The 24,095-nt window shown below is 69.7% G+C and carries 21 protein-coding genes; 11 read left to right on the top strand and 10 right to left on the bottom strand.

The annotated features are described in order from the left end of the window. Window positions 1-64 precede the first annotated feature (64 nt). The 4 genes from M6D93_RS13935 (at window position 65) to efeB (ending at window position 6,367) form a co-directional block, all read left to right on the top strand. A complete protein-coding gene (locus tag M6D93_RS13935) occupies window positions 65-568 on the top strand; it encodes a Fur family transcriptional regulator (RefSeq protein ID WP_249769913.1) in 504 nt (167 codons plus the stop codon). 74 nt (window positions 569-642) lie between these two features. Then, on the top strand, window positions 643-2,847 hold the full coding sequence (gene katG, locus M6D93_RS13930; protein WP_347343651.1) for a catalase/peroxidase HPI: 2,205 nt from the start codon (window positions 643-645) through the stop codon (window positions 2,845-2,847). Window positions 2,848-3,034: 187 nt separating this feature from the next. Further along, on the top strand, window positions 3,035-5,104 hold the full coding sequence (gene efeU, locus M6D93_RS13925; RefSeq protein ID WP_249769911.1) for an iron uptake transporter permease EfeU: 2,070 nt from the start codon (window positions 3,035-3,037) through the stop codon (window positions 5,102-5,104). 12 nt (window positions 5,105-5,116) lie between these two features. Continuing rightward, on the top strand, window positions 5,117-6,367 hold the full coding sequence (gene efeB, locus M6D93_RS13920) for an iron uptake transporter deferrochelatase/peroxidase subunit (protein WP_249769910.1): 1,251 nt from the start codon (window positions 5,117-5,119) through the stop codon (window positions 6,365-6,367). A gap of 38 nt (window positions 6,368-6,405) precedes the next feature. Here efeB and M6D93_RS13915 read toward each other — a convergent pair whose 3' ends face one another. Next, window positions 6,406-7,341, bottom strand: a complete 936-nt coding sequence (locus M6D93_RS13915) for an SPFH domain-containing protein (RefSeq protein ID WP_249769908.1) — start codon at window positions 7,339-7,341, stop codon at window positions 6,406-6,408. 135 nt (window positions 7,342-7,476) lie between these two features. Between M6D93_RS13915 and M6D93_RS13910 the strand changes: the two genes are divergently transcribed. Beyond that, window positions 7,477-7,923 carry an SET domain-containing protein gene (locus M6D93_RS13910; protein WP_249769906.1) on the top strand — a complete coding sequence of 149 codons (447 nt, stop codon included), beginning with the start codon at window positions 7,477-7,479 and terminating at the stop codon, window positions 7,921-7,923. Window positions 7,924-8,162: 239 nt separating this feature from the next. Here M6D93_RS13910 and M6D93_RS13905 read toward each other — a convergent pair whose 3' ends face one another. The 4 genes from M6D93_RS13905 to M6D93_RS13890 all read right to left on the bottom strand — a co-directional run bounded on the left by M6D93_RS13905 (window position 8,163) and on the right by M6D93_RS13890 (window position 10,709). After that, window positions 8,163-8,888: a GAF and ANTAR domain-containing protein gene (locus M6D93_RS13905; protein ID WP_249769905.1), complete on the bottom strand. Its 726-nt coding sequence runs from the start codon at window positions 8,886-8,888 to the stop codon at window positions 8,163-8,165. Window positions 8,889-8,919: 31 nt separating this feature from the next. Then, entirely contained in the window at window positions 8,920-9,216 is a 297-nt protein-coding gene (locus tag M6D93_RS13900) for an isoamylase early set domain-containing protein (protein ID WP_249769904.1), read from the bottom strand. A 120-nt stretch (window positions 9,217-9,336) separates the two neighbouring features. After that, complete coding sequence (locus M6D93_RS13895) at window positions 9,337-10,134, bottom strand: hypothetical protein (protein WP_249769903.1); 798 nt, start codon at window positions 10,132-10,134, stop codon at window positions 9,337-9,339. Between the two features lie 26 nt (window positions 10,135-10,160). Further along, on the bottom strand, window positions 10,161-10,709 hold the full coding sequence (locus M6D93_RS13890; protein WP_249769902.1) for an RNA polymerase sigma factor: 549 nt from the start codon (window positions 10,707-10,709) through the stop codon (window positions 10,161-10,163). Between the two features lie 321 nt (window positions 10,710-11,030). Between M6D93_RS13890 and M6D93_RS13885 the strand changes: the two genes are divergently transcribed. From M6D93_RS13885 to M6D93_RS13860, 6 genes are read left to right on the top strand one after another with little or no spacing between them, the layout of a single operon-like run. Further along, window positions 11,031-11,681: a hypothetical protein gene (locus tag M6D93_RS13885; protein WP_249769901.1), complete on the top strand. Its 651-nt coding sequence runs from the start codon at window positions 11,031-11,033 to the stop codon at window positions 11,679-11,681. After that, window positions 11,674-12,330 carry a hypothetical protein gene (locus M6D93_RS13880; RefSeq protein WP_249769900.1) on the top strand — a complete coding sequence of 219 codons (657 nt, stop codon included), beginning with the start codon at window positions 11,674-11,676 and terminating at the stop codon, window positions 12,328-12,330. The genes M6D93_RS13885 and M6D93_RS13880 overlap by 8 nt, the downstream gene beginning before the upstream one ends. Window positions 12,331-12,332: 2 nt before the next feature. Next, window positions 12,333-13,337 carry an FAD:protein FMN transferase gene (locus tag M6D93_RS13875; RefSeq protein WP_249769899.1) on the top strand — a complete coding sequence of 335 codons (1,005 nt, stop codon included), beginning with the start codon at window positions 12,333-12,335 and terminating at the stop codon, window positions 13,335-13,337. Continuing rightward, complete coding sequence (locus M6D93_RS13870; RefSeq protein WP_249769898.1) at window positions 13,328-14,008, top strand: hypothetical protein; 681 nt, start codon at window positions 13,328-13,330, stop codon at window positions 14,006-14,008. Before M6D93_RS13875 ends, M6D93_RS13870 begins: the two co-directional genes overlap by 10 nt. Next, entirely contained in the window at window positions 14,005-15,267 is a 1,263-nt protein-coding gene (locus M6D93_RS13865; protein ID WP_249769897.1) for an NADH-ubiquinone oxidoreductase-F iron-sulfur binding region domain-containing protein, read from the top strand. The genes M6D93_RS13870 and M6D93_RS13865 overlap by 4 nt, the downstream gene beginning before the upstream one ends. Further along, complete coding sequence (locus M6D93_RS13860; RefSeq protein ID WP_249769896.1) at window positions 15,260-15,481, top strand: ferredoxin; 222 nt, start codon at window positions 15,260-15,262, stop codon at window positions 15,479-15,481. Before M6D93_RS13865 ends, M6D93_RS13860 begins: the two co-directional genes overlap by 8 nt. A 110-nt stretch (window positions 15,482-15,591) precedes the next feature. Here M6D93_RS13860 and M6D93_RS13855 read toward each other — a convergent pair whose 3' ends face one another. From M6D93_RS13855 to M6D93_RS13835, 5 genes are all read right to left on the bottom strand, one after another. Beyond that, window positions 15,592-17,544, bottom strand: coding sequence for a copper resistance CopC/CopD family protein (locus M6D93_RS13855; RefSeq protein WP_249769895.1), 1,953 nt, complete (start codon window positions 17,542-17,544; stop codon window positions 15,592-15,594). After that, window positions 17,541-18,056 carry a hypothetical protein gene (locus tag M6D93_RS13850; RefSeq protein ID WP_249769894.1) on the bottom strand — a complete coding sequence of 172 codons (516 nt, stop codon included), beginning with the start codon at window positions 18,054-18,056 and terminating at the stop codon, window positions 17,541-17,543. Before M6D93_RS13850 ends, M6D93_RS13855 begins: the two co-directional genes overlap by 4 nt. Window positions 18,057-18,171: 115 nt before the next feature. Then, complete coding sequence (locus M6D93_RS13845; RefSeq protein ID WP_249769893.1) at window positions 18,172-21,321, bottom strand: multicopper oxidase domain-containing protein; 3,150 nt, start codon at window positions 21,319-21,321, stop codon at window positions 18,172-18,174. Between the two features lie 11 nt (window positions 21,322-21,332). Next, entirely contained in the window at window positions 21,333-22,637 is a 1,305-nt protein-coding gene (locus M6D93_RS13840; RefSeq protein WP_249769892.1) for a multicopper oxidase domain-containing protein, read from the bottom strand. 23 nt (window positions 22,638-22,660) lie between these two features. After that, the gene (locus M6D93_RS13835) at window positions 22,661-24,037 is read right to left on the bottom strand and encodes a multicopper oxidase domain-containing protein (protein ID WP_249769891.1); all 1,377 of its coding nucleotides are present in this window, start codon (window positions 24,035-24,037) and stop codon (window positions 22,661-22,663) included. Window positions 24,038-24,095 lie beyond the last annotated feature (58 nt).

Raw genomic sequence — 24,095 nt, 5'->3', positions numbered from 1 at the left:
GCCGGTCAACGCTGTCCCGCACGGCAGATCTTGATTCACTCAAGAAAAGTGCCATACTGCATGCGTGCCCGTCACCTCGGACTACGAAGGTCTCCTGCGCGGGGCCGCCCTGCGGGTGACCCGTCCCCGGCTGGCCGTCCTGGCCGCTGTGCACGAACATCCACACGCCGACACCGACTCGATCATCGACCTGGTGCGCGGCCGGGCCGGTGATGTGTCCCACCAGGCCGTGTACGACGTGCTGCGGGCACTGACCACGGCCGGACTGGTCCGCCGCATCCAGCCTTCCGGCTCGGTGTCCCGTTACGAGGCGCGGGTCGGGGACAACCATCACCACGTCGTGTGCCGCGGGTGCGGCACGATCGCCGACGTCGACTGCGCCACGGGTGAGGCACCGTGCCTGACGGCCTCTGACGACAACGGGTTCCTCATCGACGAGGCCGAGGTCGTGTACTGGGGGCTCTGCCCGAACTGCCTCCTCCGCACCGATGGCCGCGGTGCCACCCGACCGGCCCGAACCGGGACGCTCGATCGCCCGACCGAAGACCCTGTCCGAAGCTCCGCCTGAATCCCGTTTGAAACCCGGAAGGAATTCCCGTGTCTGAACAGCATCACGCCCACCATGACGCCGTAGTCGGAGACATGAACTCGGAGGAGAGCGAGGGGCAGTGTCCCGTCGTCCACTCGGGCCGTCCCTCGCACCCGACCGAGGGTGCCGGTAACCGCACCTGGTGGCCGAACCAGCTGAACCTGTCGATCCTGCGCAAGCACCCGGCGGTCGCGAACCCGATGGGGGAGGAGTTCGACTACTCCGCCGCCTTCGCGACGGTGGACCTGGATGCGCTCGCTCGCGACGTCGACGAGGTGATGACGAGCTCGCAGGACTTCTGGCCCGCCGACTTCGGCCACTACGGTCCACTGTTCATCCGGATGGCCTGGCACAGCGCCGGCACGTACCGCATCAGTGATGGACGCGGCGGAGCGGGCGCGGGCATGCAGCGTTTCGCCCCGCTGAACAGCTGGCCGGACAACGCGAGTCTGGACAAGGCTCGCCGGCTGCTCTGGCCGGTCAAGAAGAAGTACGGGCGCACGGTCTCCTGGGCCGACCTGATGGTCTTCGCCGGCAACCGCGCGCTGGAGACGATGGGGCTGAAGACCTTCGGCTTCGCCGGTGGCCGCGCTGATGTGTGGGAACCGGACGAGGACGTGTACTGGGGCCCGGAGGACACCTGGCTGGGCGACGAGCGCTACAGCGGCAACCGGCAGCTGGAGAATCCCCTTGCCGCGGTGCAGATGGGTCTCATCTACGTCAACCCCGAAGGCCCCAACGGCATCCCGGATCCGCTGTCCGCGGCACGCGACATCCGCGAGACCTTCCACCGCATGGCCATGAACGACGAGGAAACCGTGGCCCTCATCGCGGGCGGCCACACCTTCGGAAAGACGCACGGGGCCGCTGACCCCAACCAGTACATCGGCGCCGAGCCCGAGGGCGCCCCGCTGGAGGAGCAGGGTCTGGGGTGGCGGAACACCTTCGGTAGCGGCAAGGGCCGCGACGCCATCACCAGCGGCCTGGAGGTCACCTGGACCACGACGCCGATCCAGTGGTCCAACGGGTTCTTCGACAACCTGTTCGGCTACGAGTGGGAGCTGACGTCCAGCCCGGCCGGTGCCAACCAGTGGCGGCCCAAGGACGGTGCCGGCGCAAACACCGTGCCCGACCCCGAGGACGGCTCGCTCACCCGTGCTCCGAGCATGCTGACGACCGACCTGGCCCTGCGCCTGGACCCGATCTACGAGCCCATCTCCAGACGCTTCCACGAGAACCCCGCGGAGTTCGCCGACGCCTTCGCCCGGGCGTGGTTCAAGCTCACCCACCGTGACATGGGCCCGATCGAGCGCTACCTCGGACCGCTGGTGCCGAGCGAGACCCTGATCTGGCAGGACCCGGTCCCGCCGGTGTCGCACGAACTGGTCGACACCGAGGACGTTGCCGCGCTCAAGGGCCAGATTCTGTCCGCCGGCCTGACGGTTTCCCAGCTCGTCTCCACGGCCTGGGCCTCGGCCTCGACCTTCCGCGGCAGCGACAAGCGCGGCGGGGCCAACGGCGCCCGGCTCCGGCTGGAGCCCCAGAACGGCTGGGAGGTCAACAACCCCGACGAGCTGTCTCGGGTGCTGTCGACGCTGGAAGGTATCCGGTCCGCGTTCAACGACGGCCGGGCCGATGGCAAGCAGATCTCCCTGGCGGACCTCATCGTGCTGGCCGGTTGCGCCGGAGTCGAGCAGGCCGCCCACAGCGCCGGCCACCAGATCGAGGTGCCGTTCACACCGGGCCGGACGGATGCCACGGCCGAGCAGACCGACGCCGAGTCCTTCGCGCCGTTGGAACCGTCCGCCGACGGTTTCCGCAACTACCCCGGCAAGGGCAACCGGTTGCCGGCGGAGTACCTGCTCATCGATCGGGCGAACCTGCTCACGCTGAGCGCTCCGGAGCTCACCGTCCTCGTCGGCGGCCTACGGGTGCTCGGCGCCACCTACGACGGGTCCTCGCACGGGGTGCTCACCACAGCGGTGGGGTCATTGACCAACGACTTCTTCGCCAACCTGCTCGACATGGGCATCACCTGGCGGACGAGTGGTGCGGATGAGAACCTGTTCGAGGCCGTCGATCCCTCCGGTGCGGTCCGCTGGACCGGCACCCGGGCGGACCTCGTCTTCGGGTCGAACTCGGAGCTTCGTGCGATCGCGGAGGTGTACGCCAGCGACGACGCCCAGCAGAAGTTCGTCGCCGACTTCGTCGCCGCCTGGGACAAGGTCATGAACCTGGGACGCTACGACCTCGGCTAGACCCGGAGAGCGCACGTCAGTGTGAGTCGGCGATGCCCGGGCCGGACAACCGGTCCGGGCATCGCCGTCTGGTATCGCCGTCTGCTATCGCGGGGGGTGACGCAGACAGGCGTCGGCGAAGTTGGTGGCGCGCGAGGGGCGCGGGTCGATTTGAGGAACAAAGTTAGGGTCGGCTAACCTAACTTCCGTGACTTGGTCCCTGGCCCTGCCGAATCTGCTCGTCGGATTGCGTGAAGGACTCGAAGCCGGACTCGTCGTGACCATCCTGATCGGCGCGGTGCGCCGACTGGCACCGGGACGCTCCCTGACCGGAGTCTGGCTCGGGGTCGCGGCGGCGGCCGTTCTCAGCCTGAGCTTCGGCGCGGTGCTGACCTTCACGCGAGCCGAACTGTCCCCACACGCTCAGGAAAGCTTCGCCGGCGCGGCCAGCGTGATCTCGGTGATCCTCGTGACGTCGATGATCTTCTGGATGCGCCGGGCCGCCCGCGGGATGGCCGGCGAGCTGCGGGAACGGGTCGGTGACGCGCTGAGCGCCGGCGGAACGGCTCTGGTCGTCACGGCCTTCGTCGCCGTGGCGCGAGAGGGCCTCGAGGCCGCCCTGTTCGTCTGGACCAACGCCCAGGCGGCCGGCTCATCGACCAGTCCGCTGCTCGGCGCCGTGATCGGGCTCGCCATCGCCTCGGCGCTGTGCCTGGGCCTGTACCGCCGCGTGGTGACCCTGAACCTGGCCCGGTTCTTCACCATCACCGGGGGCGTCCTCGTCGTCATCGTGGCCGGTGTCCTGGCCTACGGCATCGGCGATCTTCAAGACGCGAACCTGCTGCCCGGTCTGAACTCGGTGGCCTTCGACGTCAGCGCGCAGGTGCCGACCGGTACCTGGTGGGCCGAGACGATCCGTGGCGTGACCAACATCAACAATCGGATGAGCTGGCTGCAGGTCATCGCCTACCTCGGCTATCTGCTCATCGTGCTCTCGTTGTTCCTGCGCAAACCCGCGCCGGCGCAACCAGCGCTCGCCGAGGCCGTTGCCGAGGGCACGGACCAATCGCCGAACACCGAGAAGGTGACCGGCCCTTCGCGAGCCCGGGTGCTGATCGCGGCCGCCGTGCTGGCGATTCCGGTTCTGGGGGCAGGCACCTGGATCGCCGTGGACCGCACTCGCAACGCCCAGGCGAGCGGCGGCCCGACGGTGACCGTGACCGATTCCAGCTGTGCGGCGGACTGGAACGCACCGTCGGTCGGTCATAGCACTTACGCCGTGCGCAACAACTCCGCTCATGCCGTCGACGTCGAGATCGTCGAGACGGCCTCCGGCGCCGTCGCCGCTGAGATCGAGGTCCTCGGGCCCGGCACGAGTCGCGATCTGCCCGCCGCGCTGACGGCGATCGCCTACAGCTGGAAGTGCGTCTACTCCGGGGCACCGACTACTCAGTCTGTTTCCCGGACGCCGACCGGGACGGCCGCGGCCGGCGCTGCCGTGGTGTCGATCAAGCCCAACAGCACCGCGGCGATGACCCCTGTCCTGACGCGGTATCGCAGCTACGTCGCCGGGCAGTTGGCCCTTCTGCAGCGGCAGGTGGGCGCGCTGCGCACCGCGGTGGACGCAGGCGATCGCCGTAGCGCCCAAGCCTGCTGGGTGACTGCTCACGCGACCTACCACCGGATCGGCGCCGCCTACAACGCCTTCGGCGACGCGGGTTCGGCCGTCGACGGACTCGCCAGCGGCCTGCCGGACGGGACGGAGGACGCGGGCTTCGTCGGCTTCCACCGGATCGAGTTGCAGCTGTGGTCCGGCCGGCCGGTGACCGACGTCCGCCGCCAGGCCGCGCGGCTGGAGACGGCGGTCGCGGCGTTGCACGCCAGGTTGCCCTCCTTCACCTTCGAGCCCAACGACGTGACCATCCGCGCGCACGAGATCATCGAGGACACGTTGCGGTTCACCCTTACCGGACAAGATGATTACGGTTCGCACACCGCGCTCGGCACGGCGCGTGCCGACCTCGAGGGTGATCGCGTATTGGTCGATCTGCTGGCGCCGTTACTGAACGAGCGCAACCGGGCCCTCGTCCCGGCGATCCACCGGGACATGGCCACGTTGGCCGACGTCCTGTCCCGCATGGCCACCTCAGCCGGGCTGTCGTCCACGGCACTGACCGCAGTACCGCAGCCCGCGCGGATGAAGCTGAACGCCGCGACCAGCCAGCTCACCGAAACCCTTGCCCCCATCCCGGATCTGCTCGAGATCCGCGCGCAGTAGGAAGACCGATAGATGAGTCTGGATCGACGAACGTTCCTCAAGGGCCTGGGCGCCGGGGTGGCTGGTTCGGCCGCGGCGACCGTGCCGTTTGCCGTCAGCGCCCACGCCGACACCTCCTCGACCGACACCGGCGTGCCGATCACGGCGACCAAGGACGACCGCTTGCCGGCCGTCGCCTTTCACGGCGTGCACCAAGCGGGCATCACCACTCCGGCGCCGGCCGCGGCGATCTTCGCGGTCTTCGATGTGACCGCGCCGGACCGCGCCGGGCTCGCGCAATTGATGCGGAGCGTGACGTCGGTGGCCCGGCAACTCACCGCCGGTGGCGCGCTCCCCGACGCCGGCATCGGCGCCCCGCCCACCGACAATGCCGTGCTCGGAACGGACGCCCCGGCCGACGGCCTGACGATCACCGTCGGGGTCGGGGCATCGCTGTTCGACGACCGGTTCGGCCTCGCGCCGCACAAGCCCGCCCACCTCACGCCGATGCCGAGCTTCCCGAACGACAATCTCGACGAGAGGCAGACCCACGGCGACCTGGTGATCCAGATCTGCGCCGGTCACCGGGACAGCACCCTGCGTGCGTTGCGGATGCTGGCCAAACACACGCGCGGGGCGATGCAGGTGAAGTACCGCATCGAGGGGTTCACGTCCCCACCGGCGCCGACGGGAACGCCGCGCAACCTGCTCGGCTTCAAGGACGGGATCGCCAACCCCGCGGTCGCGACGCAGGCGACGCTGGCCGAGGAACTGCTGTGGGCCGGCCCGGGTGAGCCGGCCTGGGCGCAGGGCGGCACCTACCACGTGCTGCGCGTCATCCGGATGTTCGTGGAGTTCTGGGACCGGGTCTCGCTCAACGAGCAGGAGAAAATGATCGGCCGGCGCCGGGACACCGGAGCGCCCCTGGATGGTGCCCAGGAGAGCGACATCCCGCAGTACGGCAAGGATCCGCACGGCAGCGTCATCCCGATGGACGCCCATATCCGGATGGCCAATCCGCGGACCGCCGCCACCGACCCCAGCCGGATCCTGCGACGCGGCTACAACTACGACCGCGGCGAGGACGTCAACGGCAACCTCGACATGGGCCTGGTCTTCAACTGCTTCCAGCGAAACCCGGTGACCCAGTTCGAGGCGACCCAGAAGAGACTGATCGACGAACCGCTCGTGGACTACATCTCACCCACCGGCGGCGGGTATTTCTTCACCCTGCCGGGAGTTCGGGACGCCGAGGACTGGCTGGGTCGGGCCCTGCTCGGCTAGCGCGCCGTCGATACCGCCGGGCCGATCGCGGTTCGGCATCACTTGCCCGACACGGCAATCCCGGTCGTCGAGGCGCCGAAGCAGGAGAAGCCTGCGGGCAGCGCCTGGCCCTTGTTGACCGCGTCCTGCAGGATGTCCAGGCATCGTGAGGTCAGTACCCCGGGGTTGTTGTTCACCGATGCGGCCAACGCCCGGTTGGCGGCGGCCTGCGCGTCGGCGGTCAGCTTTGCCTGCACGGCGATGCGGGTTTGGGCGACCTGTTGCTGGAGCTGGTTGATCCGGTCCTGGGTCGCCGGGTCGAAGTTGAGCAACGGGACGATGACCGACTGGACGTCGATCCACTGGCCGATGTCGTTACGCATGATCGCCAGCACCGCGGAGGAGTAGCTGCCGCCCCCGGCGCTGGACAGCGGCCGGTTGGTGGAGTTGCCGTTGTTGTCGATGCCCAGCGGGTCATAGGCGGTGAACTGTTCGTTCATCGCCTGCTGCAGGTCGCGCAGCACGAGGTTGTCGGTGATCTTCTCGTTGTCCTTGAAGTTGCGGAAGAGGTAGTCGATGCCGGTTCCGGTGGCTTGCCAGCGGATGGAGACGTTCACACATGCCGTTGCCTGGCGGGCGATCCGCACGTTGATGCAGGAGGCATTCGCTCCGCCCTGCGGGCCCTTTCCGTAGCCGTCGCTGGCGTAGGTGTCGGTCTGCACCGCGTTGGTCAGCTCGGTGACCGTGACCCACGGCTCCTTGAAGTGGTAGCCGTTGGTCAGGTAGCCGACCGGCCGTCCCCCGATCGTCTTGACGCCGAGGTTCTTGGTCCCGACGGTGGTGAAGGTCGAGAAGAACAGCGAGATGATCGCCACGACCGCGACCCCGATCGCCGTCAGCCGCAAGATCGATGCCGCGCCGAGCGAGCGCCGGCTCGCCACCAGCAGGGCGATGGCGGTGAGCAGGAGGATGAAGAACAGAACGAACAGCGGCACGATGTCTCCAAGGATTCGGCAGAGCTAGGCAAATCCTCTCCCGGCTTGGCCCGTTTTGCCCGCTGGCCCGGTTGCTGGTCCGGCGTGTCGGCGCTGGCGCGAGGAGCGGTCGACGCCAACTGGCAGGATCAGGGGGTGACCTCGCGTTCGATCTCGATCCGCAAGTCCGCCGTGCACGGGCGGGGCGCCTTTGCCACGAGGCGATTCCAGGCCGAGGAGACGGTGATCGAGTACACCGGCGAGCGCATCAGCTGGCAGGAGGCCGCTGATCGCTACAACGCCGCCGGCACCGCCGGTCACACGTTCTACTTCGATCTGGGCGACGACCAGGTCATCGACGGCGGCAGCGGTGGCAACGCCGCGCGCTGGATCAACCACAGCTGTGCCCCCAATTGTGCCGCCGAACTGGACGACGGCCGTGTCGTGATCAGCACCCTGCACGACGTGAGCGCGGGGGAGGAACTGACCCTCGACTACAACCTGATCATCGAGGACGACGAGGACCCCGACGAGCGGCTGTTGTACCGGTGCGCGTGCGGTAGCCCGGGCTGTCGCGGCACGATGCTCGCACCCACCGACTGACACCAGCACCCCAGCACCCCAGCTCCTCCAGGACCCAGCGCCCCAGTACCCCCAGCACCCCCCAGGACCCCAGTACCCCAGTACCCCCAGCACCCCTGTACCCGGCGAATGGGCGGTTCGGCGCCGAATGGGCAGTTGTGGGCGCCCATTCGCGCCCGAACCGCCCATTCGCGCAATGGTTGGGGCACGCAACGGGTGAGGGCACGCAACGGGTGGGGGCACGCGCGCGACGGGTGGGACTAGAGGGTGAGGGTGCCGGTTTCGATGACATCCTCGGCGATCTCGCGCAGCTTGCGGTGCCGGTGCTGGCTGCACGTCCGGAGCAGGTCGAAGCCCTGCCGCTCGCTCACGTTGTGCAGGGCCATGAGGATGCCGATCGCGGTCCCGATGCGTCGATTGCTCTCCAGGGCGTTACGCAGTTCCTGACTGTGCTGCTTGGCCTCGGCCTTGGCCAGACCGATCGCCGAATGGGTGATCAGCCCGTCGAGCATTCCCCGGTCCAGCCCGGCGAACGCAGCGGGCTGCCGCGAGTACAGATTCAGCACGGCCACCGACCCGACGTCGGCGTCCAACACCAGTTGGTGGGCCACCACGCTGTTCACGCCCGTCTGCCGGCACGCCCCGGGGCCGAATACCGGCCACCGCGGATCGGTGCCGAGATGATCAACCGAAAGCGCGTGACTGAACAGCAACGAGTCCTGGCTGGGACCCTCCACGAACTCGGAATGAAGCTTGTCCATCTGGCGAGCCAATGGCCCGGTGGCGGCCAGCGTGAACCAGGTCGGCCCTCGCCGGACGGTGAGCCCGGCCTGCTCTGCCCCCGAGGTCATGGCCACGGCACTGCCCACGATCGAGTGCAAGGTGGCCGCGACGGTCGGCTGGGTCGCGAGCAGCACGGCCAGTTGCGTGAAATCCCGTTCGATGCCGGCGGCGTGCTCGGCGTCCGCCTGAATGTCGTTCAGCATCGTGGCTCACTCTCAGTCGGACGTGCGGAGGTCAGGGCAGCGGCCGAAGCGCCTCGATGATCGAGCCCGCGGAGCTGACCCGATCGGCATCCGGGTCGTCGAACCAGCGATCCCCGGGTCCCAGATAGCGAAAGATGAACTGCCGTCCGTACGGCAGGCCGACAGTCACGCTGCGGGTTCCGTCGCCATCGTCGGACAGTTCGTCCAATCCTGGGGTCCAATCGTTGAAGGAGCCGACCACCGATACGCGTCCCACGGGATTGTCGGAGTCGAGGATGAAACGAACCTTCGCCTGGATCGGATCGCCACGGTCAATGTCGAGAGACATCTACATAGGGCCAATCTGCATCTGTCCCCCTGAGGACGGTCGGGCGGACTGCTCTGCCAGATGCAGGTTATGCCGGATTCGGACTCGCCGCCTGAACAGCTGTCCAAATGACGTCGCCGGTCAGGCTCCACTCTCGTCGTGCGAGCGGGACGGCTCAGATGGCGATGCAGCCGGCGGCGTCGAGCGCGGGGCCGAGGGTGAGCTGTGATGACGGTCCTCACCGGACGGCGAACCCTCGCCTGGCGGGCTGCTCGGTGCGCTGCTCGGCGGGCTGCTCGACTCGCTGTCGCCAGATCCCGATCCCCCGGTGCCTTCGCCGGGTTCAGCGCTGCGGGTGGGATCTTGCGACGATGACGACCCGGTCCAGCCGCCACGGTCCTCGCCCGGTGCCTGACTGCGGCCCGGCGAGCCGGCGCCTTCCCGCTCGGACCCGCTGCCGCTGCTCCCGGTTCCAGGCAACTGGGACGGGCCGGGCCCGGTCGGGACGAGCGATGCCCCCGGATGCGGACCGGACTGGCTGGGGCGCCTGACCGCCGGGGCCGCCGGGGCCGCCGGGACCGTTTTGCTGCCCCCGCCCGAGGTCGAGGACGGTCCGGTGCTGGTGTGGGTCGAGGTCCGTAGGTGCGACACGATCGGCAGCCGGTCGGTCGCGGCGGCTGCGCCGGACACGCCGATCACGACCGCCCCCGCGAGGATGGAACCGACGATGGCGTGAGCCCGTCTGCCGGCGAACGAGGACTGGGCGGCCCCGTCGAGCCGGCTGGCCAACGCCGGGGACGGCACCGGAGGCGCCACCTCGCTCAGGCTCCGCAGTTCGGCCGCAAAGGCCCGAAGCACCGGATCGAGGGCGAGCTCGGCGGCCAGCGGTGCCTGGTCCGGCCCGGCACCGTCAGGGGTGAAATCTTCGTCGGCGTTCATCTCGTCCTGGTTATCGCTGCCACGGCTCATCGGGTTACCCCGCCGGCGGACAACACACCGCGCAGGGCGAGCAGGCCGCGGCGCTGGAGCTGCTTGATCGCACCCTGGCTGCGGCCCATGATCTCGCTGACCTGCTCCAGTGACAGGTCGCCGAGAATGCGCAACCTCAGCACCTCGGCCTGGTCCGGCGGCAGCGATGCGAGCAGCTCGATGGCCCTGGCCTGCGCGTCGTTGGCCAGCGCCGCGTCCTCGGCGGCCGGGCTGCTCCGGGTGTCCAGCTCAGGCTCGTAGCCGACGGTCGGCACTTGTCGACTGCGCCGACGGACGTCGTCGACGTGGCGGGCGTGGGCGACGGAGAAGACCAGGCTGCGCAGGCCGCTGACCCCACCGGTGACCGAGGTCAGCCGGGGAAGCACGGCAAGGAAGACCTCGCTGGTCAGACCCTCGGGGTCCTCGACGCGCCGTGACACGAAGTATCCGAGCACCGCGGGGGACAGTGCTCGGTATACCTCGTTCAGCGCGGCCGGTTCGCCTCGTTGCGCAGCCAGCACCGCTTCCTCGGACAGAGCCGCCATCGCCTCACGTCCTCGCTGCCCCGAGCCGGTCTCGGCCAGCCTGTGGCAGGGCAGCGCAGGCATGAGTCTTACCGGCGGTTTCGTCAGGTGGCAAGGAGCATGACTGGGCTGTCACGCCTCACAACTCCGGCAAAAACGGGCAATCGCCACGGCTTTCGCCGCCGCGTAACCCCGGACTGTTTCGTGTCGATGACTTGCAGTGACGGAGCGTGTGCGCAGGAGCGGACCCGAGACGTCACCGAACACGACGTCATCCAACCGCGACGTCACCGAACCGCGACGTGCCTCGCCGCCCGACCCACAGATCCCAGGAGCGTGATCGTGAACCGAACAGCTCGTGCCCTTGCCGCCGCCGCGTCGGTGAGCGGTTTGCTCGTCGGCGCCGGCGTGGCCATCGCCGAGGTGCCCTCGGGACACTCGAAATCCACTCCGGCCACGGCCGCCCGCGCGTCGTCGACGGATTCGTCCGCGGCCGAGGCGGCGGCCGCCAGGCTGGCCAGCGACGAGCGCCAGCTGGCGCAGCTGCAGGCGCAGCTGACGTTGACCGGCAGGCAGGAAGCCGCCCGCCAGAAACGGATCGCCACGCTGGCCAGCGCGATTGCGACGGCGAAGGCGGCCCGAGCAGCGGCAGCCCGAGCGGCAGCAGCGGCTGGAGCGGCTGGAGCGGCTGACCCGAACGGCGGGGCGTCCGGCGGGGCGGCCGGCGGGGCGTCCGGCGGGGCCCGAAACGGTGGACCCGGAACGGTACCTGCAGCGAGCAGCGTCGCCCGGACCCCGTCGGCAGAGGAATCCAGTCCGGTTCCGGCGCCGACGCGTGCCAGCACCGGCGGGTCCGGCGCCGGGTCCGGGTCCGGCAGCAGCTCGGCCGGCAGCGGCGACGACCACGGCTCGCCCAGCACGAGTCCGTCCGACGGCGGGTCCGATCAACATGATCACGGCGGCACCCCGAGCCCGGGGCCGACCGATGACTGAACCCACCGGCCGCCGGGCCCGCTGGCACCTGGTGCTGGTCGCGGCCCCGGGCGCGGCCGCCGTGTTCGGGGTGGCAAGCGCGTGGGCCATCGGTTCGACACCCGAACACTCAGCTACCGCCGCGGCGTCCGGGGTCGCATCGAAGGCCCATCCAGCGGCGGCGGTCGCCGACCCCGCCGAGACCTCGCTGCAGCAGCGCCAGCATGACCTCGCTACGTCGCTGTCGGCCCGCCAGCACAACCTCAGCCGGCTGGACCGCTCCATCGCCGCGCTCAGCAAGCAGTTGTCGAGCTTGCAACGTGCATCCTCCGGTGCCGGGGCGGGAAGCCGGACCGGTAGTGCTACCGGTGCCACGGGCGGATCGGGTGGGACGAACTGGTCGGCCGGCGGTACCGCCGGCGGCACCGCCGGCTCCGGCACGAGTGGCAGTGGCAGTGGCAGCGGCAGTGGCAGTGGGAGCAGCACCTCGGGGACCGGCGGCACCGGTGCCACCGGCGGTGGCGCGACCGGAACGGGATCGGGCAGCGGTACCGGGTCTACCGGCGTCGCCCCCCAGCCGGCCCCGGCACCTCCGGTCACGGTCGCGCCGCCGCCGGCTCCGGCACCAGCGCCTCCGGTGCAGACCTCAACCGGTGGTTCCGGCGGCTGAGGATGCGCGCAACCGATCTGCCCACGCTGGATCGCCGGTGGGCCGTCGTGCCGCCGGTGCACCGATTCACCGCGATGGCCTCCCGAATCTCGGTCCAGTTGCCGACGTCCTCACCCGATCCGGCCGGCGCCTGTTCCGAGGTGGAGGAGATCTTCTCCGACGTCGAGCGGCGATGCTCCCGGTTCGATCCCGACAGTGACCTGTCCCGCCTGAACCGCCATCCCGGCGAGTGGGTGGTGGTGTCGGCGACGTGCTTCGAGGCGGTACACGAGGCCTTCCTCGCCCACCGCGCGACCGGCGGGCGGTTCGATCCCCGCGTACTGACGTCCCTGCTGGCCATCGGTTACAACCGCAGTTTCGCCTTCACGCACAAGCCCGAACGCACCGACCCAGTGACCGTCGACCTCAGTGCCACGGCGACCGCCGCGTCAGGCTGGGCGCCGGATTTCGACCCGGACGGGTCAGCCATCCGGCTCGGCAGCCACCCCATCGACCTGGGTGGCATCGGCAAGGGTTTCGCGTTGCGCCGGGCCCGGCAGGCCCTGGTCCGGAGGCGGGCGGCCGAGTCCGACTGGTTCCTGGTCGAGGCCGGCGGCGATTGTGTGCTCGGCGGGGACGGCCCGTCCGGAGCCGGCTGGTCCGTCGGGGTCGAGGATCCGCATGGGGGTGCGGACCCGTCGGCGGTACTGCGGCTGAGCGAGACCAGCTGTGCCACTTCCTCCGTCCGCCATCGCAGCTGGCGTGCCGGTGACCGCCCGGTGCACCACATCATCGACCCCGGCACCGGAGCACCCAGTCGCGGCGGTGTGCTGTCGGTGACGGTCGTCGATCCCGATCCGGCGCGGGCCGAGGTGACGAGTAAAACCCTGTTCCTGGCGGGCCGATCCGGGATTGCCGCGGCCGCCGAGTCGGTCGGCCGCCCCGCGGTGTGGGTCGACGAGGCCGGCGTGGTGGCGGCGAACTCGGCCGCGGCGACGGTGCTCACCTGGCGGCCCTCATGGCCGTAACGCAGGCCGGAGCGGCGCCGCGGCGGATCGTGCGCCGCCTCGGGCTGATCCTGGCCGTAGCGCTGAGCGCGGCGATCACGCTGGCCATCGTGGGCTGGGTCGCCCAGTCCGTCGCGGGTGACCGCATGGCCCCCTGGATCATCGGCCGAGCCTCCGGCGTCACGGCCTACCTGCTGCTGGTGACTCTCGTGCTCATGGGCTTGGTGCTGTCCCATCCGTGGCGGTCGAGGATTCAGCGACCCAGCAACGCCAACCGGATCCGCCTGCATGTCGCGCTCGCCGTGTTCACGCTGGCCTTCATCGCGTTGCACATTGTGGTGCTGGGGATGGATCGCTACGCCGGCGTCGGATGGCGCGGCGCACTCCTGCCGATGGGAGCCAGTTACCGACCGGTGGCGACCACCCTCGGCCTGGTCGGCCTGTGGTGCGGGCTGCTGGCCGGAGTCACGGCCGCGCTGGCCACCAGGGTGCCGCGCTGGCTGTGGTGGCCATTGCACAAGGTGTCCTCGATCAGCCTGATCCTCGTCTGGCTGCACGGGGTTTTCGGCGGTGGCGACACGGCCGCGCTGACGGCGATGTACCTGGTGACCGCGGGATTGGTGCTGATCGTCGCGGTGGGACGCTACGCCGCCAAGACTCCGGCCGACCGGGTAGCGGAGCTGGCCCGGTGAGCGCCCGGCTGCAGCTGGTAGAGGCCCCCGACGGGCCTGAGGACGTTCTCATCGACGGTCTCGCGGTGTTCGGCCCGCACAGCGACGATCTCGTCCGCGCACCGGGTGCGCAGGACCTGGCGGCCCACGGTGCCCAGCTCGGCCCGCGGCCGAGTGCGACCGGCCTGGCCGGAGACGAGTTGCTCGACGCGGTGAACGGTCACGAGCTGGCCGGACGGGGCGGGGCCGCTTTTCCGGTCGCCCGAAAGTGGCAGGACTTCCTGCGTGCGGGTCTGGGTGGGATGGTCGTCGCGAACGGGGCCGAGAGCGAGCCGTTGAGCGCGAAGGACGCCGCGCTGCTGCAGCTGAGACCGCACCTGGTCCTGGACGGGCTGGCCAGCGCGGCCGAAGCCGTCGGCGCGGAAGAAACGGTGGTGTGGTTGCACGAATCGGCCACGTCCAGCCGCCAGGCGGTGACCCGGGCGCTGGCCGAACGGCGTGCCCACCTGCCCTCCGAGCCCGCGGTCCGGATCGAGCTGGCGGCCGAGCACTACCTGTCCGGGGAGTCCAGCGTGATCGTCAACTCCCTGTCCGGTCGCCGCGCATTGCCGTCCTTCCGCCGAGTGCCGGCTACCACTGCGGGCGTGCACGGGCGTCCGACCCTCGTGCACAACGTGGAGACCCTGGCGTGCATCGGCCTGCTGGCCCGCGGACAGCAACCTGACCGATACCTCGTCACCGTCGCGCACGGCCAGCGCCGCACAGTGGTCGAGCTGACGCCAACGGACCGGCTCAGCCGGGCACTGAGCCGGGCTGGGGTGTCCGTGCGCCCACAGGCCGTGCTGCTCGGCGGCTACGGCGGGACCTGGTGGTCCGGTGATCGCTTCGAGACGCTCGGCGGCACCCCGACCGGTACCTCGACTCCATTCGGCGTGCCGCGTCCGGTGCTCGGCGCGGGGGTGATGCTCGCCCTGGACGAGCGCCGATGCGGGCTGCGCTACACCGCAACCATCGTGCGGTACCTGGCGCAGGCCAGCGCCCGCCAGTGCGGACCGTGCCTGTTCGGGCTGCCCGCCGTCGCCGATCTCATGCAGGTGCTGGCCGACGGCCGCCCCCGGCGGCGGGATCTGCCCAAGCTCGAACGCTTCCTGGCCGAGATCGACGGCCGCGGGGCCTGCCACCACCCCGACGGTGCCGTGCGATTGATCCGCAGCGCGTTGCAGGTCTTCGCCCCGGATGTCCGCCGGCATCTGCAGTCCCAGGGCTGTCTGCATGACTGAGAGCCCGCGCCGGTTGCGCCTGGATCCGGTGGCCTGCGACGGGGTGGCCCTCTGTGCGCATCTGGCTCCACGGCAGATCACCCTTGACAGCTGGGGGTTTCCCATCGTCCACGGCGAACTCGAGCACGCCTCGGACGTTCGTGCCGCCCGCAAAGCGGTCAACGCGTGCCCCCGCCAGGCCCTGTTCCTGGAGACAGATCCCGCCGGATCCTGACGATCGTCGCCCATACCGGATGCACGTCACGAAAGGGGCCGGCCGGCGACGTACGGGTTGGTCGCCGGCCGGCCGGGGCCGCTGAGGGGGATCAGCGAACCACGGTGCGGTCAGTCCGCACCCGTCTTGCCGGACAGGGCCAGGACCGCGGGCCCGTCCTGAGTCGCGCCGTCGGGCCCGGGTTCCGGCGCTGTGGGGCCGGTCCCGCCATCGCCGGCGCGAGCACCGCCGGCCCGGGCCCTCAGGTCGCCACCGTGGCCGCCGCTGACGCCGAGTAGGACGGCAACGCCGCCGATCAGCAGGACCGCGAGGAATCCGGCCGTACGCAGACCCGGACCGCTGGCCCGATCGGACAGCAGCACGCTCGGTCGGCTTCCCGGGATCACGCCGACGGTCCAGGGGAATTCGGTCACCACGGCGGGCAGCCCGGCGCGTACGGTCGTGACCTGGATCTGCAGCGCACCGGCCGTGGACAGCTCGATAGGCAGGGACCAACGCCCGTCACCGGCCGCCTGTGCCGCGCCGGCCGGTGACCAACTGTCGCGAATCGACCGGCGCAGCGCGATCCGGACCGTGGTGATCGGCCCGGGAGCCGGGCGACGAGTCTGGAACACCTCCGCGGAAACGACGTTCTGCCCGGGCTGATTCGGCTTGACGGTCAACGTCTGCTGAAGGTCGGCGCGAGCCTGGTCCACCGCCACCGAAGGGGCCGGCGGCGCCAGGTAGATCGATTCCCGCGCCGGTTGGCTGCTGGTCAGCACCGCGGCGAGCAGCACCACCAGGGTCCCGACCGCGGCCTCGATGAGCACCGTCGCCCGCGGTGTCCCGCTCCGGCGGCGCAGGCGTCGATGGTTGAGGCCCCCCAGCACACCCACGATCACCACCAGGGCCACCTTGAGGACCAGGGTCCGTCCGTAGAACGTGCGCGCGATGGCGTCCAGCGACACCGTCTCCGCGCCGGCCAGGTAGAGGCCGGTGGCCACCGTCAACGCGACGCTCCAGCCGGCCGGGCGTCCGAAGCGCACCAGCGCGGCTCGGCGCTCGGCCCCGCGACCGCACCACAGGATCACGGCCAGACCGCCGATCCAGCAGGAGACCGCCCCGAGATGAAGGGCATCCATCGTCAGCCGGGTCGGGCCGCCGGCTGATCCGTGCCCGGTCAGGGCACTGCCGAGCAGGACGCCCGCCAGGCCGGCAACACTCACCGATCGCAGCCCGATGCGGGCCGGGCGGGCCCGTTCCTCGCGAGGACGGTCCCCGGCGAACAGGGCGCTGAGCGCGACCGCCACGAAGCCGGCTTGCCGGACGTACCAGCCCAGGCCGTACCGCCCGGTCAGCGCGTCGCCGATCGGCACGGAAGCCGACACCGCCTGGTAGAGCAGCAGGGCGAGGGCCGCGCCCGCCCCCGTCCCGGCCCCGATCAGCAGCACCGCTCGGGCGCTGCGGCGGGCGGTGACCGAGTCCTCGTCCCGGTAGGCGCGGCGAGCGAGGCCGGCGCCGATCACCAGGGCGGTGGCCGCGAACATCAGCCAACGGGCCAGGATCTCAACCGGCCGGGGGAGCGGCTCGTGCTGTCCGGCCGCGGCGACCTGGGTACGCACACCGAAGACGATCACCCCGTGGGTGCGGTGCAGATCATCGCTCGACAGCGTCTGCCACGACAGCCGGTACACCCCGGCGGCCAACACCGGCACGTCTGCCACCATGGCGACCGGGGCTTCCGTCTCGCTCGGATCGGCGGCCTCGATTCGCAGGTTGGTCACCGGCGCCCGCCTACCGTCGCCGTCGACGAGGGTCACGCTGCTGGCACCGAGGACGACGGATTCGCTGAAGGACAGTCGAATGCCGTGCGGTGCCGCCGACAGTGCCGCCCCGTCGGCGGGATTGCTCGACTCGAGGTACGCGTGCGCCCCGGCGGGGGCGCCCGGCAACAGCAGCGTCAGCGTGATCGCCGTGAGCAGGATCGCCGCCGCACTCGCCAATAGGCCCAGGGCCCGCGACCCTGGTGTTCGCGGACGCGCCGCGTGCCGAGCGGGGGCGACGGGGTGGCGGGCCAGCGTCATCGCAGGACCGGGAAATGGGCCAGCGTCAGCGAGCCGTCGGTGATCGTGACCTTCTCACCGGGACGGATCGCGCCCCGGGTGTTCTCGTACACCAGGTAGTAGGTCTGCCCGGCGGTGAGGGTGTGGCCCTGCTTCATCAGCGAAACCCGGGTGGTGCTCAGCGAGCGCGACTCGCTCGTCAGCTTCGGCGGATGGGCCGAATCAGCCTGGAAACGCTGGGCTTTCTCCGGATCGAGCACCACGTAGGACAGGGTGATGAGCCCGCCGTCGGCCACCACCGCAACCCGGGAGAACCGGATGCCCAGGCTCTGCTGCATGGCCTGGCTCTGCGGAACCACGGCGCTGGCGTTGCTGTGCCGATGCGCGGCGACCGTGCGCAGGCCGATCCCGCCGGCGCTCAGGACGACGGTCACCGCGAGCGCGAGCAACAGCGTGCTCCAGCGTCCACCCATCCATGATCTGATCCGGTCCGCGGGAGCAGGCTGTCCCACGGTCGGCGTGCTCGTGATCATTGTTTCCCCCTTGGTGCGGCGCGTGAGGCCGCTTGGCTGTGCGGTGTCTCAGAGCGATCTCCGCGGTGTGCCGACGGGTGGGTCGCAGCGCCGCCGCCGCGACCCACCCCGGTGGTTACGGCGTCACCGAGAAGACCGAGAAGAAGCTGTCGAAGTACGCCGTTCCCGTGCTGGTGAGCCCGGTGCCACCGTTGCGGACGAAGCCCAGCCGGTTGGAGCGGATGGCTGTGGTGGCTCCACCGGTCACGCCGAGAGCGGTTCCGTCCATGGTCAGCGTGAGGCTGGACGTGGCTCCTCCCTTGAAGTCCAGCCCGATCGTGTGCGGCCCGGTACCGATGGTGATCCAGGCCGTGGTGGCCGTGCCGAGCACACCGCGGATCTGGGCTGTGTTCCCGCTGCCCTGGTACTGCAGCGAGAACACGTCGTTGGTCGCGGTGTTGCTGGTGAGACCGGTCGCGGTGGTGGCGCTGAAGATCGTCACGGTGTTGGTGGCACCCTGCGAGTTCAGCGTGTTCGCCGCGAACCGGAACCGGGCGTGGTAGCCCTGAGCCGAGGACACCGCGCTGGCCAGGAACTGCGCGCTGGCGGTGTTGGACCCGTTCACCGGCAGGCCCAAGGTGGAACCGGGCTCGTCGTTGTTCGGCAGCTTCGCCGCAGCCGAGACGCTCGGCAACGGGGACCCGCTACGACTCCAGCCAGTGGTGTTCTGCAGCGCGCTGTTGAACACCGAGACGGTGGCCTGAACCGCGTTGCTCCAGTTTCCGGCTTGATCCCTGACCCGCAGATGGAAGTTGTATGCCCCCGCGGTGGCGGGCATCGAGGCCAGGGCGGTCACCACTCCGTTGCTCACCGACAGGGTCGCCGGCGTCGCCTTGCCGACTCCCGGATCGGTATTGGTGGTCCATACCTCGGCGGCGCTGAGGGTGTTGGCCTCGGTGACGGCCGAACTCAACGCGACCCCGGGCTGCCCGAACGGTCCGAGCACGCCGCTGAGTCCGGTGAGCTTCGGCGCGATCCGGTCGATGACGAGCGTCGCCGGGTTGGCAGTGGCGTCACCCCAGTTGCCGGCGGCGTCCTGGCCGTGCACGAACACCTTGAGGGTGCCGTCCTTGTAGGCCTTGATCTGCGACAGCGGGATGAGCGCATAGACGTGCTCGTCGGGACTGTCGAGCTTGCCGTCCATGGCGATCAGCTGCAGGCCGGTGCCGTCGGCCTTCACCGTCGACAAGAAGGCTTCGCCGTCGACGATGTTCTGCGGCAGCACACCCTGATCGGTGAGCTGAGCGGTCAGCTTGAGGTAGCCGGGGTTGCTGGCATCGCCCTGGATCCCGTTGGTGGCCGGTGGACTCAGGGTCGCGCCCTGGGTGACCGGTCCGGTCCGGTCGATGGACAGCGGCAGGTCGAGCACCGGACCCCACAGTCCCGAGCCCAGCAGGTCGTCCTTGACGTGGACGTAGACGTGGTGCACGCCTTCGGCCAGTGGTGTCGCCAGGCTCGCGGGATCGAAGGTGGCGTCCACCGACACCACGGATGCCTGGCGGTTGATGGACATCGCTGTGCCGTGACCGTAGTCAGAGCTCGCCGGTGGGGTGTCGAGGAAGTACTCGGCGTCGGTGATGATCCCGCCGGCGCCGGAGTCGTCACCGGTGGCGGAGATGTCGATGGGAACCGTGCCGTTGGTGATGTTCGGCGTGAGTGACCCACCGGTCGTGGCCGGTCCCGTCTTGGGAACGTTGAGAACGACCGAACCGACGGCGCCCCAGTTGCCCTGGACGTCCTTGGCGCGAACGTAGACGATGTGCTTGCCCGCGGCGAAGGTCGGGTCCGCCAGCACGCTGGCGGGGATGGTCCCGGTGGCCGTCGTCGTAATTTGGCCCGTGGCGGCAAGGGTCATCGGTACCCCGCTGGCGGCCGCGATGGGTGATGCGGCGTCGTCGTCGATGACGTACTCGGCGGCGGCGATCGCGCTGGAGCCGGTGGCCGCGTCGCTGACGGTGGCGGTGACCGTGACGTCGGACAGTGCGTTGGACGGATTCGGGCCGACCGTGAGGGCCTTCGAGGTCGGACCGGTCAAGTCACCGGGGTTGACCGGCGCCTGGGTGTCGAGGAAGACGAGCATGCCGCCGAATCCGACCTGGGCCGGGGTGTCGCCGGTCAGTGCGCCGGCGTTGTCCAGGCTGCCGTTGGTTTCGTAGAGGCCGACCTTCGTCGGGGTGGTGGCACTGACCGTGCCGTCCATCGCCCGGTTGCCCGGCATCGTGATGATCGAGTCCACGGTGGTGCCCGGGTCGACCGACTCGGCCGCGACGGTGGTGGCGTAATGCGCCGGATGGCCGTCCTGCGCGACTTCCAGCTGGGTCGTGCCGAGCGCGCCCATCGGATGCGTCTGCTGGCCTACGTTCACGTAGCGCACCAGCACCTTGTGGCCGTAATCGGTCGCGATCGAACTCGTGCCGGATGGGAACGGATGACCGTTGACCAGCCGGTACTTCGGCGCGAAGTTGCGCATGTCGAAGGCCAGCGGGTCAGGGCTGGTGTTCAGCGCGGGATCGATCTCGCTGAGCACGAGGACCGCGTCGTCGTCATAGGTGGTGTTCGGGTAGTCGGCTGGATTGCCGTAGGCCGAACCGGCCGTGCTGGGCAGCACGATCAGCGCGCCGGCCAGACCCATCGCCACCTGGCGCGCCCCCTGCGGGGTGTGACCGGCCTCGTAGGTGAAGGTCCCCGGACGAGAGGCCGTGAACGTGTACTGCGCGGTGGAACCGGCGGCCGCCCCGGTGAGGTCGTCGCCGGCGCCGCTGACGCCCTGCTGGCCGGGCAGCGCGAGCGACATCGACTGTCCGCTCAACCCGTTGTGCAGGGTGATGGTGACGCGATCGCCCTGGTTGACCACCAGTACCGGCCCCGGCGCGGTGACCGCGCTGGTGGCGTCGGTGGCGAATCCCCAGATCGGGATGGCCGCGACGGTGCCGGGCATGGTGGTGGAACCGGCCTTGGCGTACAGGTCGCAGGCGACGGTGCCGGTGCCGGTGCAACCGCGCGGGGTCAGGCGCCCGACCGAGGTCGGCGTCGTCGCTCCCAGTACCGGCGCGATGGCCGGACGAAGCCCGGCCGCCGTGACCCGGGCCGTAGCCGGCAGCTCAGCGGCCCCGGCTCCGGCGATGCCGGCCTGCAACGCGACCAGCGACAGCGCGGCCATCGTGGTCCCGAGCGCCGCGGCGGTGACCCGCCGGGGCGAACGGCGATTGGCGATACGAACTCTCATCGTCCCGGCCCTCACTTGGTGGGGCAACCGGACGGCGGGTCGATGCGGAACAGCGTCATCATTCCCCCGAAGGTCGCTCCGTAGTTGGTGGCTTGCTGCAAGGCGTGGCTGTGCGCGATGTGGTAGTACTCGCCGCACTCGTTGTTGTTGGTGATGGTGGTCGGAGTCGGATTCTTCGTCCCCAGGTAGCCGCTTTCGGAGAACCAGGTGTCGGTACCGACCAGCAACTGGTCGGTGATCGTGGGCAGCTGGGTGGGAATCGGCTTGTTGGTCACGTCGTATTCGCTGTGCCAGTCCATCAAGGTGTCCAGGGTCTGCCCGGGACCGACGTCGAGGTCGTACTTGAGGTAGCTCAGGTCCTGCCCGCTCGGGCCGACCAGCGGATGGCCGTCCTTGTCGATTACCCGCTCATCACTGCCGTGGGGGTGGAACGGGTAGTTCACGGTCCCGGCATTGAGATAGCGGATCGTGGCCGGCAACGGGTTGTTGGCCGCGTCCCACGGCTTGACGTGCACCAGCGCGCCGTAGGGCTGGTTCGGCAGCCACGAGGCGTTGTTGGGCGCGAGCGTGTCCGGCATCGACCGGCCGTTGATCATGAAGTACCGGGCCCGATAGCTCGACCAGTCGATCGGCTGGTTGCGCTCGACCGCCAGGTGCACGTCCGGGTCCACCTCCGAGAGCAGGAACAGGTATTCCTTGCCCGGTGCGAAGGCCGAGTCGGTGCGGCGGTTGACCTGATTGACCGGCGAGCCCAACGGGCGAACGACCAGGGCGCCGAACATGCCCATCTGCTGCTGCTTCTTCACGTCGGTACCGCTGGTGTAGAGGTAGGTTCCCGGCGTCCCGGCGGTGAACTGGTAGGTCACCGAGCCGCCGTTGGCCGAGGCCGACTGCACGAGCGAGGTCAGGGCCGGCGCCGCGTCGGTGGTGTACTGCGGCTGCGCGGCCTTGCCGTCGGCGAGCACCCCGGACTGCCCGGGGAACAGGATCGACGTCGGCTCGGGAAGGCTGTTGTGCAGCACGACGGTGACCGTGGCACCCTCGGTGACGCACAAAGTCGGCCCAGGCAACTGGAACCCGCTGGTGGCGTCGCCGTAGCTCCACATGTAGATGGAGTTGCCGTCCGGTGTGGAGATGTATCCGTCGGCGGCGGTGAGATTGAACGTCGAGCGCGAGTTGGTCTCGCACTGCATACCTTCGCTGTTGCCCGTGGTCGCCGCCGACACCGGCGCGACCGAGACGACAGTGGCCACCGTCGACGCAATCGCGGCGACCAGGGCCATCCGGCGAAGCCAGGGCTTCTGCACATGTTTCATGGCGTCTCCTCGACGATGCGTTGTCAGTGGTTGGGTTGGGACTGGGCGCCGAGGCTGCCGGCGGCGCCGACCCGGATTTCGGTGACCATGCCGCCGTAGCCGGCGCCCCCACCGTTGTTCAGGTAGGAGTAGTGACGGTCATAGAGCAGGTAACGGCCCGGTTGCGACGGCGCGGTGAAGATGACATCGCGACTTTCCCCGGGACCGAGATCGACCGTGTTGGTCGTGAGGTAGTTGACGGTTCCGTCGCGGCCCTTGAGCAGGCTGCCGTCCTTGGCGATCACGCTCAGGTCGATGTTGTCGACGGTGAAGGCGTGATTCTGGTAGCCGAGGTTGGACAGCCGCAGCAGGACCTTGTTGTTCACCTCGCAGCTGATCAACGAAGATATCGGCTGGTACTGCAGGCGATTGGCCGTCGCGGCCGGGTCCGCACCCAGCACCGGAAGGGCGCCGGAGGGGAACACGTTCGCGCCGGCCGTGCCGGAGTTCGGGGCCACGGTGTCGGGGTAGGCGCGCCCGTTGAGCAACCAGAAGCTCGGGTCGTAGTCCGTCCAGTCGTTGACCTGGATGTGGGCGTCGCGGTAGTGGGCGGCCGACCAGAGCTCGGTGACCATGAACGCGAATTCCCGGTCGTAGCGGGTGGAGCCGTCGTAGTCGTTGTAGGCGTACTTGCCCGGCGGGATGGTGCTGGCCACGGTGCCGCCCCATGGGGTGGGCCTCCCGGCGGCGAAGGCGGGGTCCACGCCGTGCTTGGTCTGGTTCTGCCGCGGACGGACGAAGACCATGCCGGTCATGCCCATCTGCACGTGCTCGACGTCCTCGAAGTGGCAGTGATACATGTAGGTGCCGGCGTCGTGGGGCTTGTAGAAGTAGGTGAAATCGCGCCCGATCGGCACGGCCAGCGACAGCTCGGGCACTCCGTCGAAAAGCGGGATCGCGTTGACGAAACCGTGCCAGTGCAGGGTGTGCCCGTCGTAGAGATCGGGTCGCTGGGACAGCCCGAGGTTGGTCAGGGTGATGAAGATGTCGTCCTCTTCGTCGAAGTACATCATCGGTGCACTGATCTGAGCCTTGCCGCGTTCGGCCGCGATCTGGCTCGGGCTGAATCCGCTGACATTGCGGAAGCCGAAGACGTAGGTGTTGAAGGGCGACGGTGCCAACGTGTCGGGAAAGAACGGCGCATCGTCCGGAGCGCCGGGCATCGCGACCCAGCCGTCGGTGCCCACGAGGTGCACGTTCACCGAACTGGGGTCGGTCGGCTTCGGCACGGCGGCGACCATCGGCGTCGCCGCATGCGCACTGGTCAGGCGGGTGCCTACGGCGGCTGCTCCGAGCACGCCTGCTCCGCCGGCCAGGAAGGTCCGTCGGCTCAGGCCGCGCGGGAGGGGATTCTCGGTCACGGTGCACTCTCCTCAAACTGGGTAACGCGGCATGAAGGTCGGTCCAGCTGGCCCCGCC

The organism is Jatrophihabitans telluris (genome assembly GCF_023516435.1).
Lineage (GTDB): Bacteria > Actinomycetota > Actinomycetes > Mycobacteriales > Jatrophihabitantaceae > Jatrophihabitans_A > Jatrophihabitans_A telluris.
The sequence above is the reverse complement of the archived record's forward strand: the minus strand, read 5'-3'. Positions and strand labels throughout refer to the sequence as shown.

Bases quoted from the DNA above. Each gene is read 5' to 3' on its own strand.
- katG (WP_347343651.1), top strand. From the start codon at position 643: ATGAACTCGGAGGAGAGCGAGGGGCAGTGTCCCGTCGTCCACTCGGGC.
- efeB (WP_249769910.1), top strand. From the start codon at position 5,117: ATGAGTCTGGATCGACGAACGTTCCTCAAGGGCCTGGGCGCCGGGGTG.
- M6D93_RS13905 (WP_249769905.1), bottom strand. From the start codon at position 8,888: ATGCTGAACGACATTCAGGCGGACGCCGAGCACGCCGCCGGCATCGAA.
- M6D93_RS13900 (WP_249769904.1), bottom strand. From the start codon at position 9,216: ATGTCTCTCGACATTGACCGTGGCGATCCGATCCAGGCGAAGGTTCGT.
- M6D93_RS13895 (WP_249769903.1), bottom strand. From the start codon at position 10,134: ATGAACGCCGACGAAGATTTCACCCCTGACGGTGCCGGGCCGGACCAG.
- M6D93_RS13890 (WP_249769902.1), bottom strand. From the start codon at position 10,709: ATGGCGGCTCTGTCCGAGGAAGCGGTGCTGGCTGCGCAACGAGGCGAA.
- M6D93_RS13880 (WP_249769900.1), top strand. From the start codon at position 11,674: ATGACTGAACCCACCGGCCGCCGGGCCCGCTGGCACCTGGTGCTGGTC.
- M6D93_RS13875 (WP_249769899.1), top strand. From the start codon at position 12,333: ATGCGCGCAACCGATCTGCCCACGCTGGATCGCCGGTGGGCCGTCGTG.
- M6D93_RS13870 (WP_249769898.1), top strand. From the start codon at position 13,328: ATGGCCGTAACGCAGGCCGGAGCGGCGCCGCGGCGGATCGTGCGCCGC.
- M6D93_RS13860 (WP_249769896.1), top strand. From the start codon at position 15,260: ATGACTGAGAGCCCGCGCCGGTTGCGCCTGGATCCGGTGGCCTGCGAC.
- M6D93_RS13855 (WP_249769895.1), bottom strand. From the start codon at position 17,544: ATGACGCTGGCCCGCCACCCCGTCGCCCCCGCTCGGCACGCGGCGCGT.
- M6D93_RS13850 (WP_249769894.1), bottom strand. From the start codon at position 18,056: ATGATCACGAGCACGCCGACCGTGGGACAGCCTGCTCCCGCGGACCGG.
- M6D93_RS13845 (WP_249769893.1), bottom strand. From the start codon at position 21,321: ATGAGAGTTCGTATCGCCAATCGCCGTTCGCCCCGGCGGGTCACCGCC.
- M6D93_RS13840 (WP_249769892.1), bottom strand. From the start codon at position 22,637: ATGAAACATGTGCAGAAGCCCTGGCTTCGCCGGATGGCCCTGGTCGCC.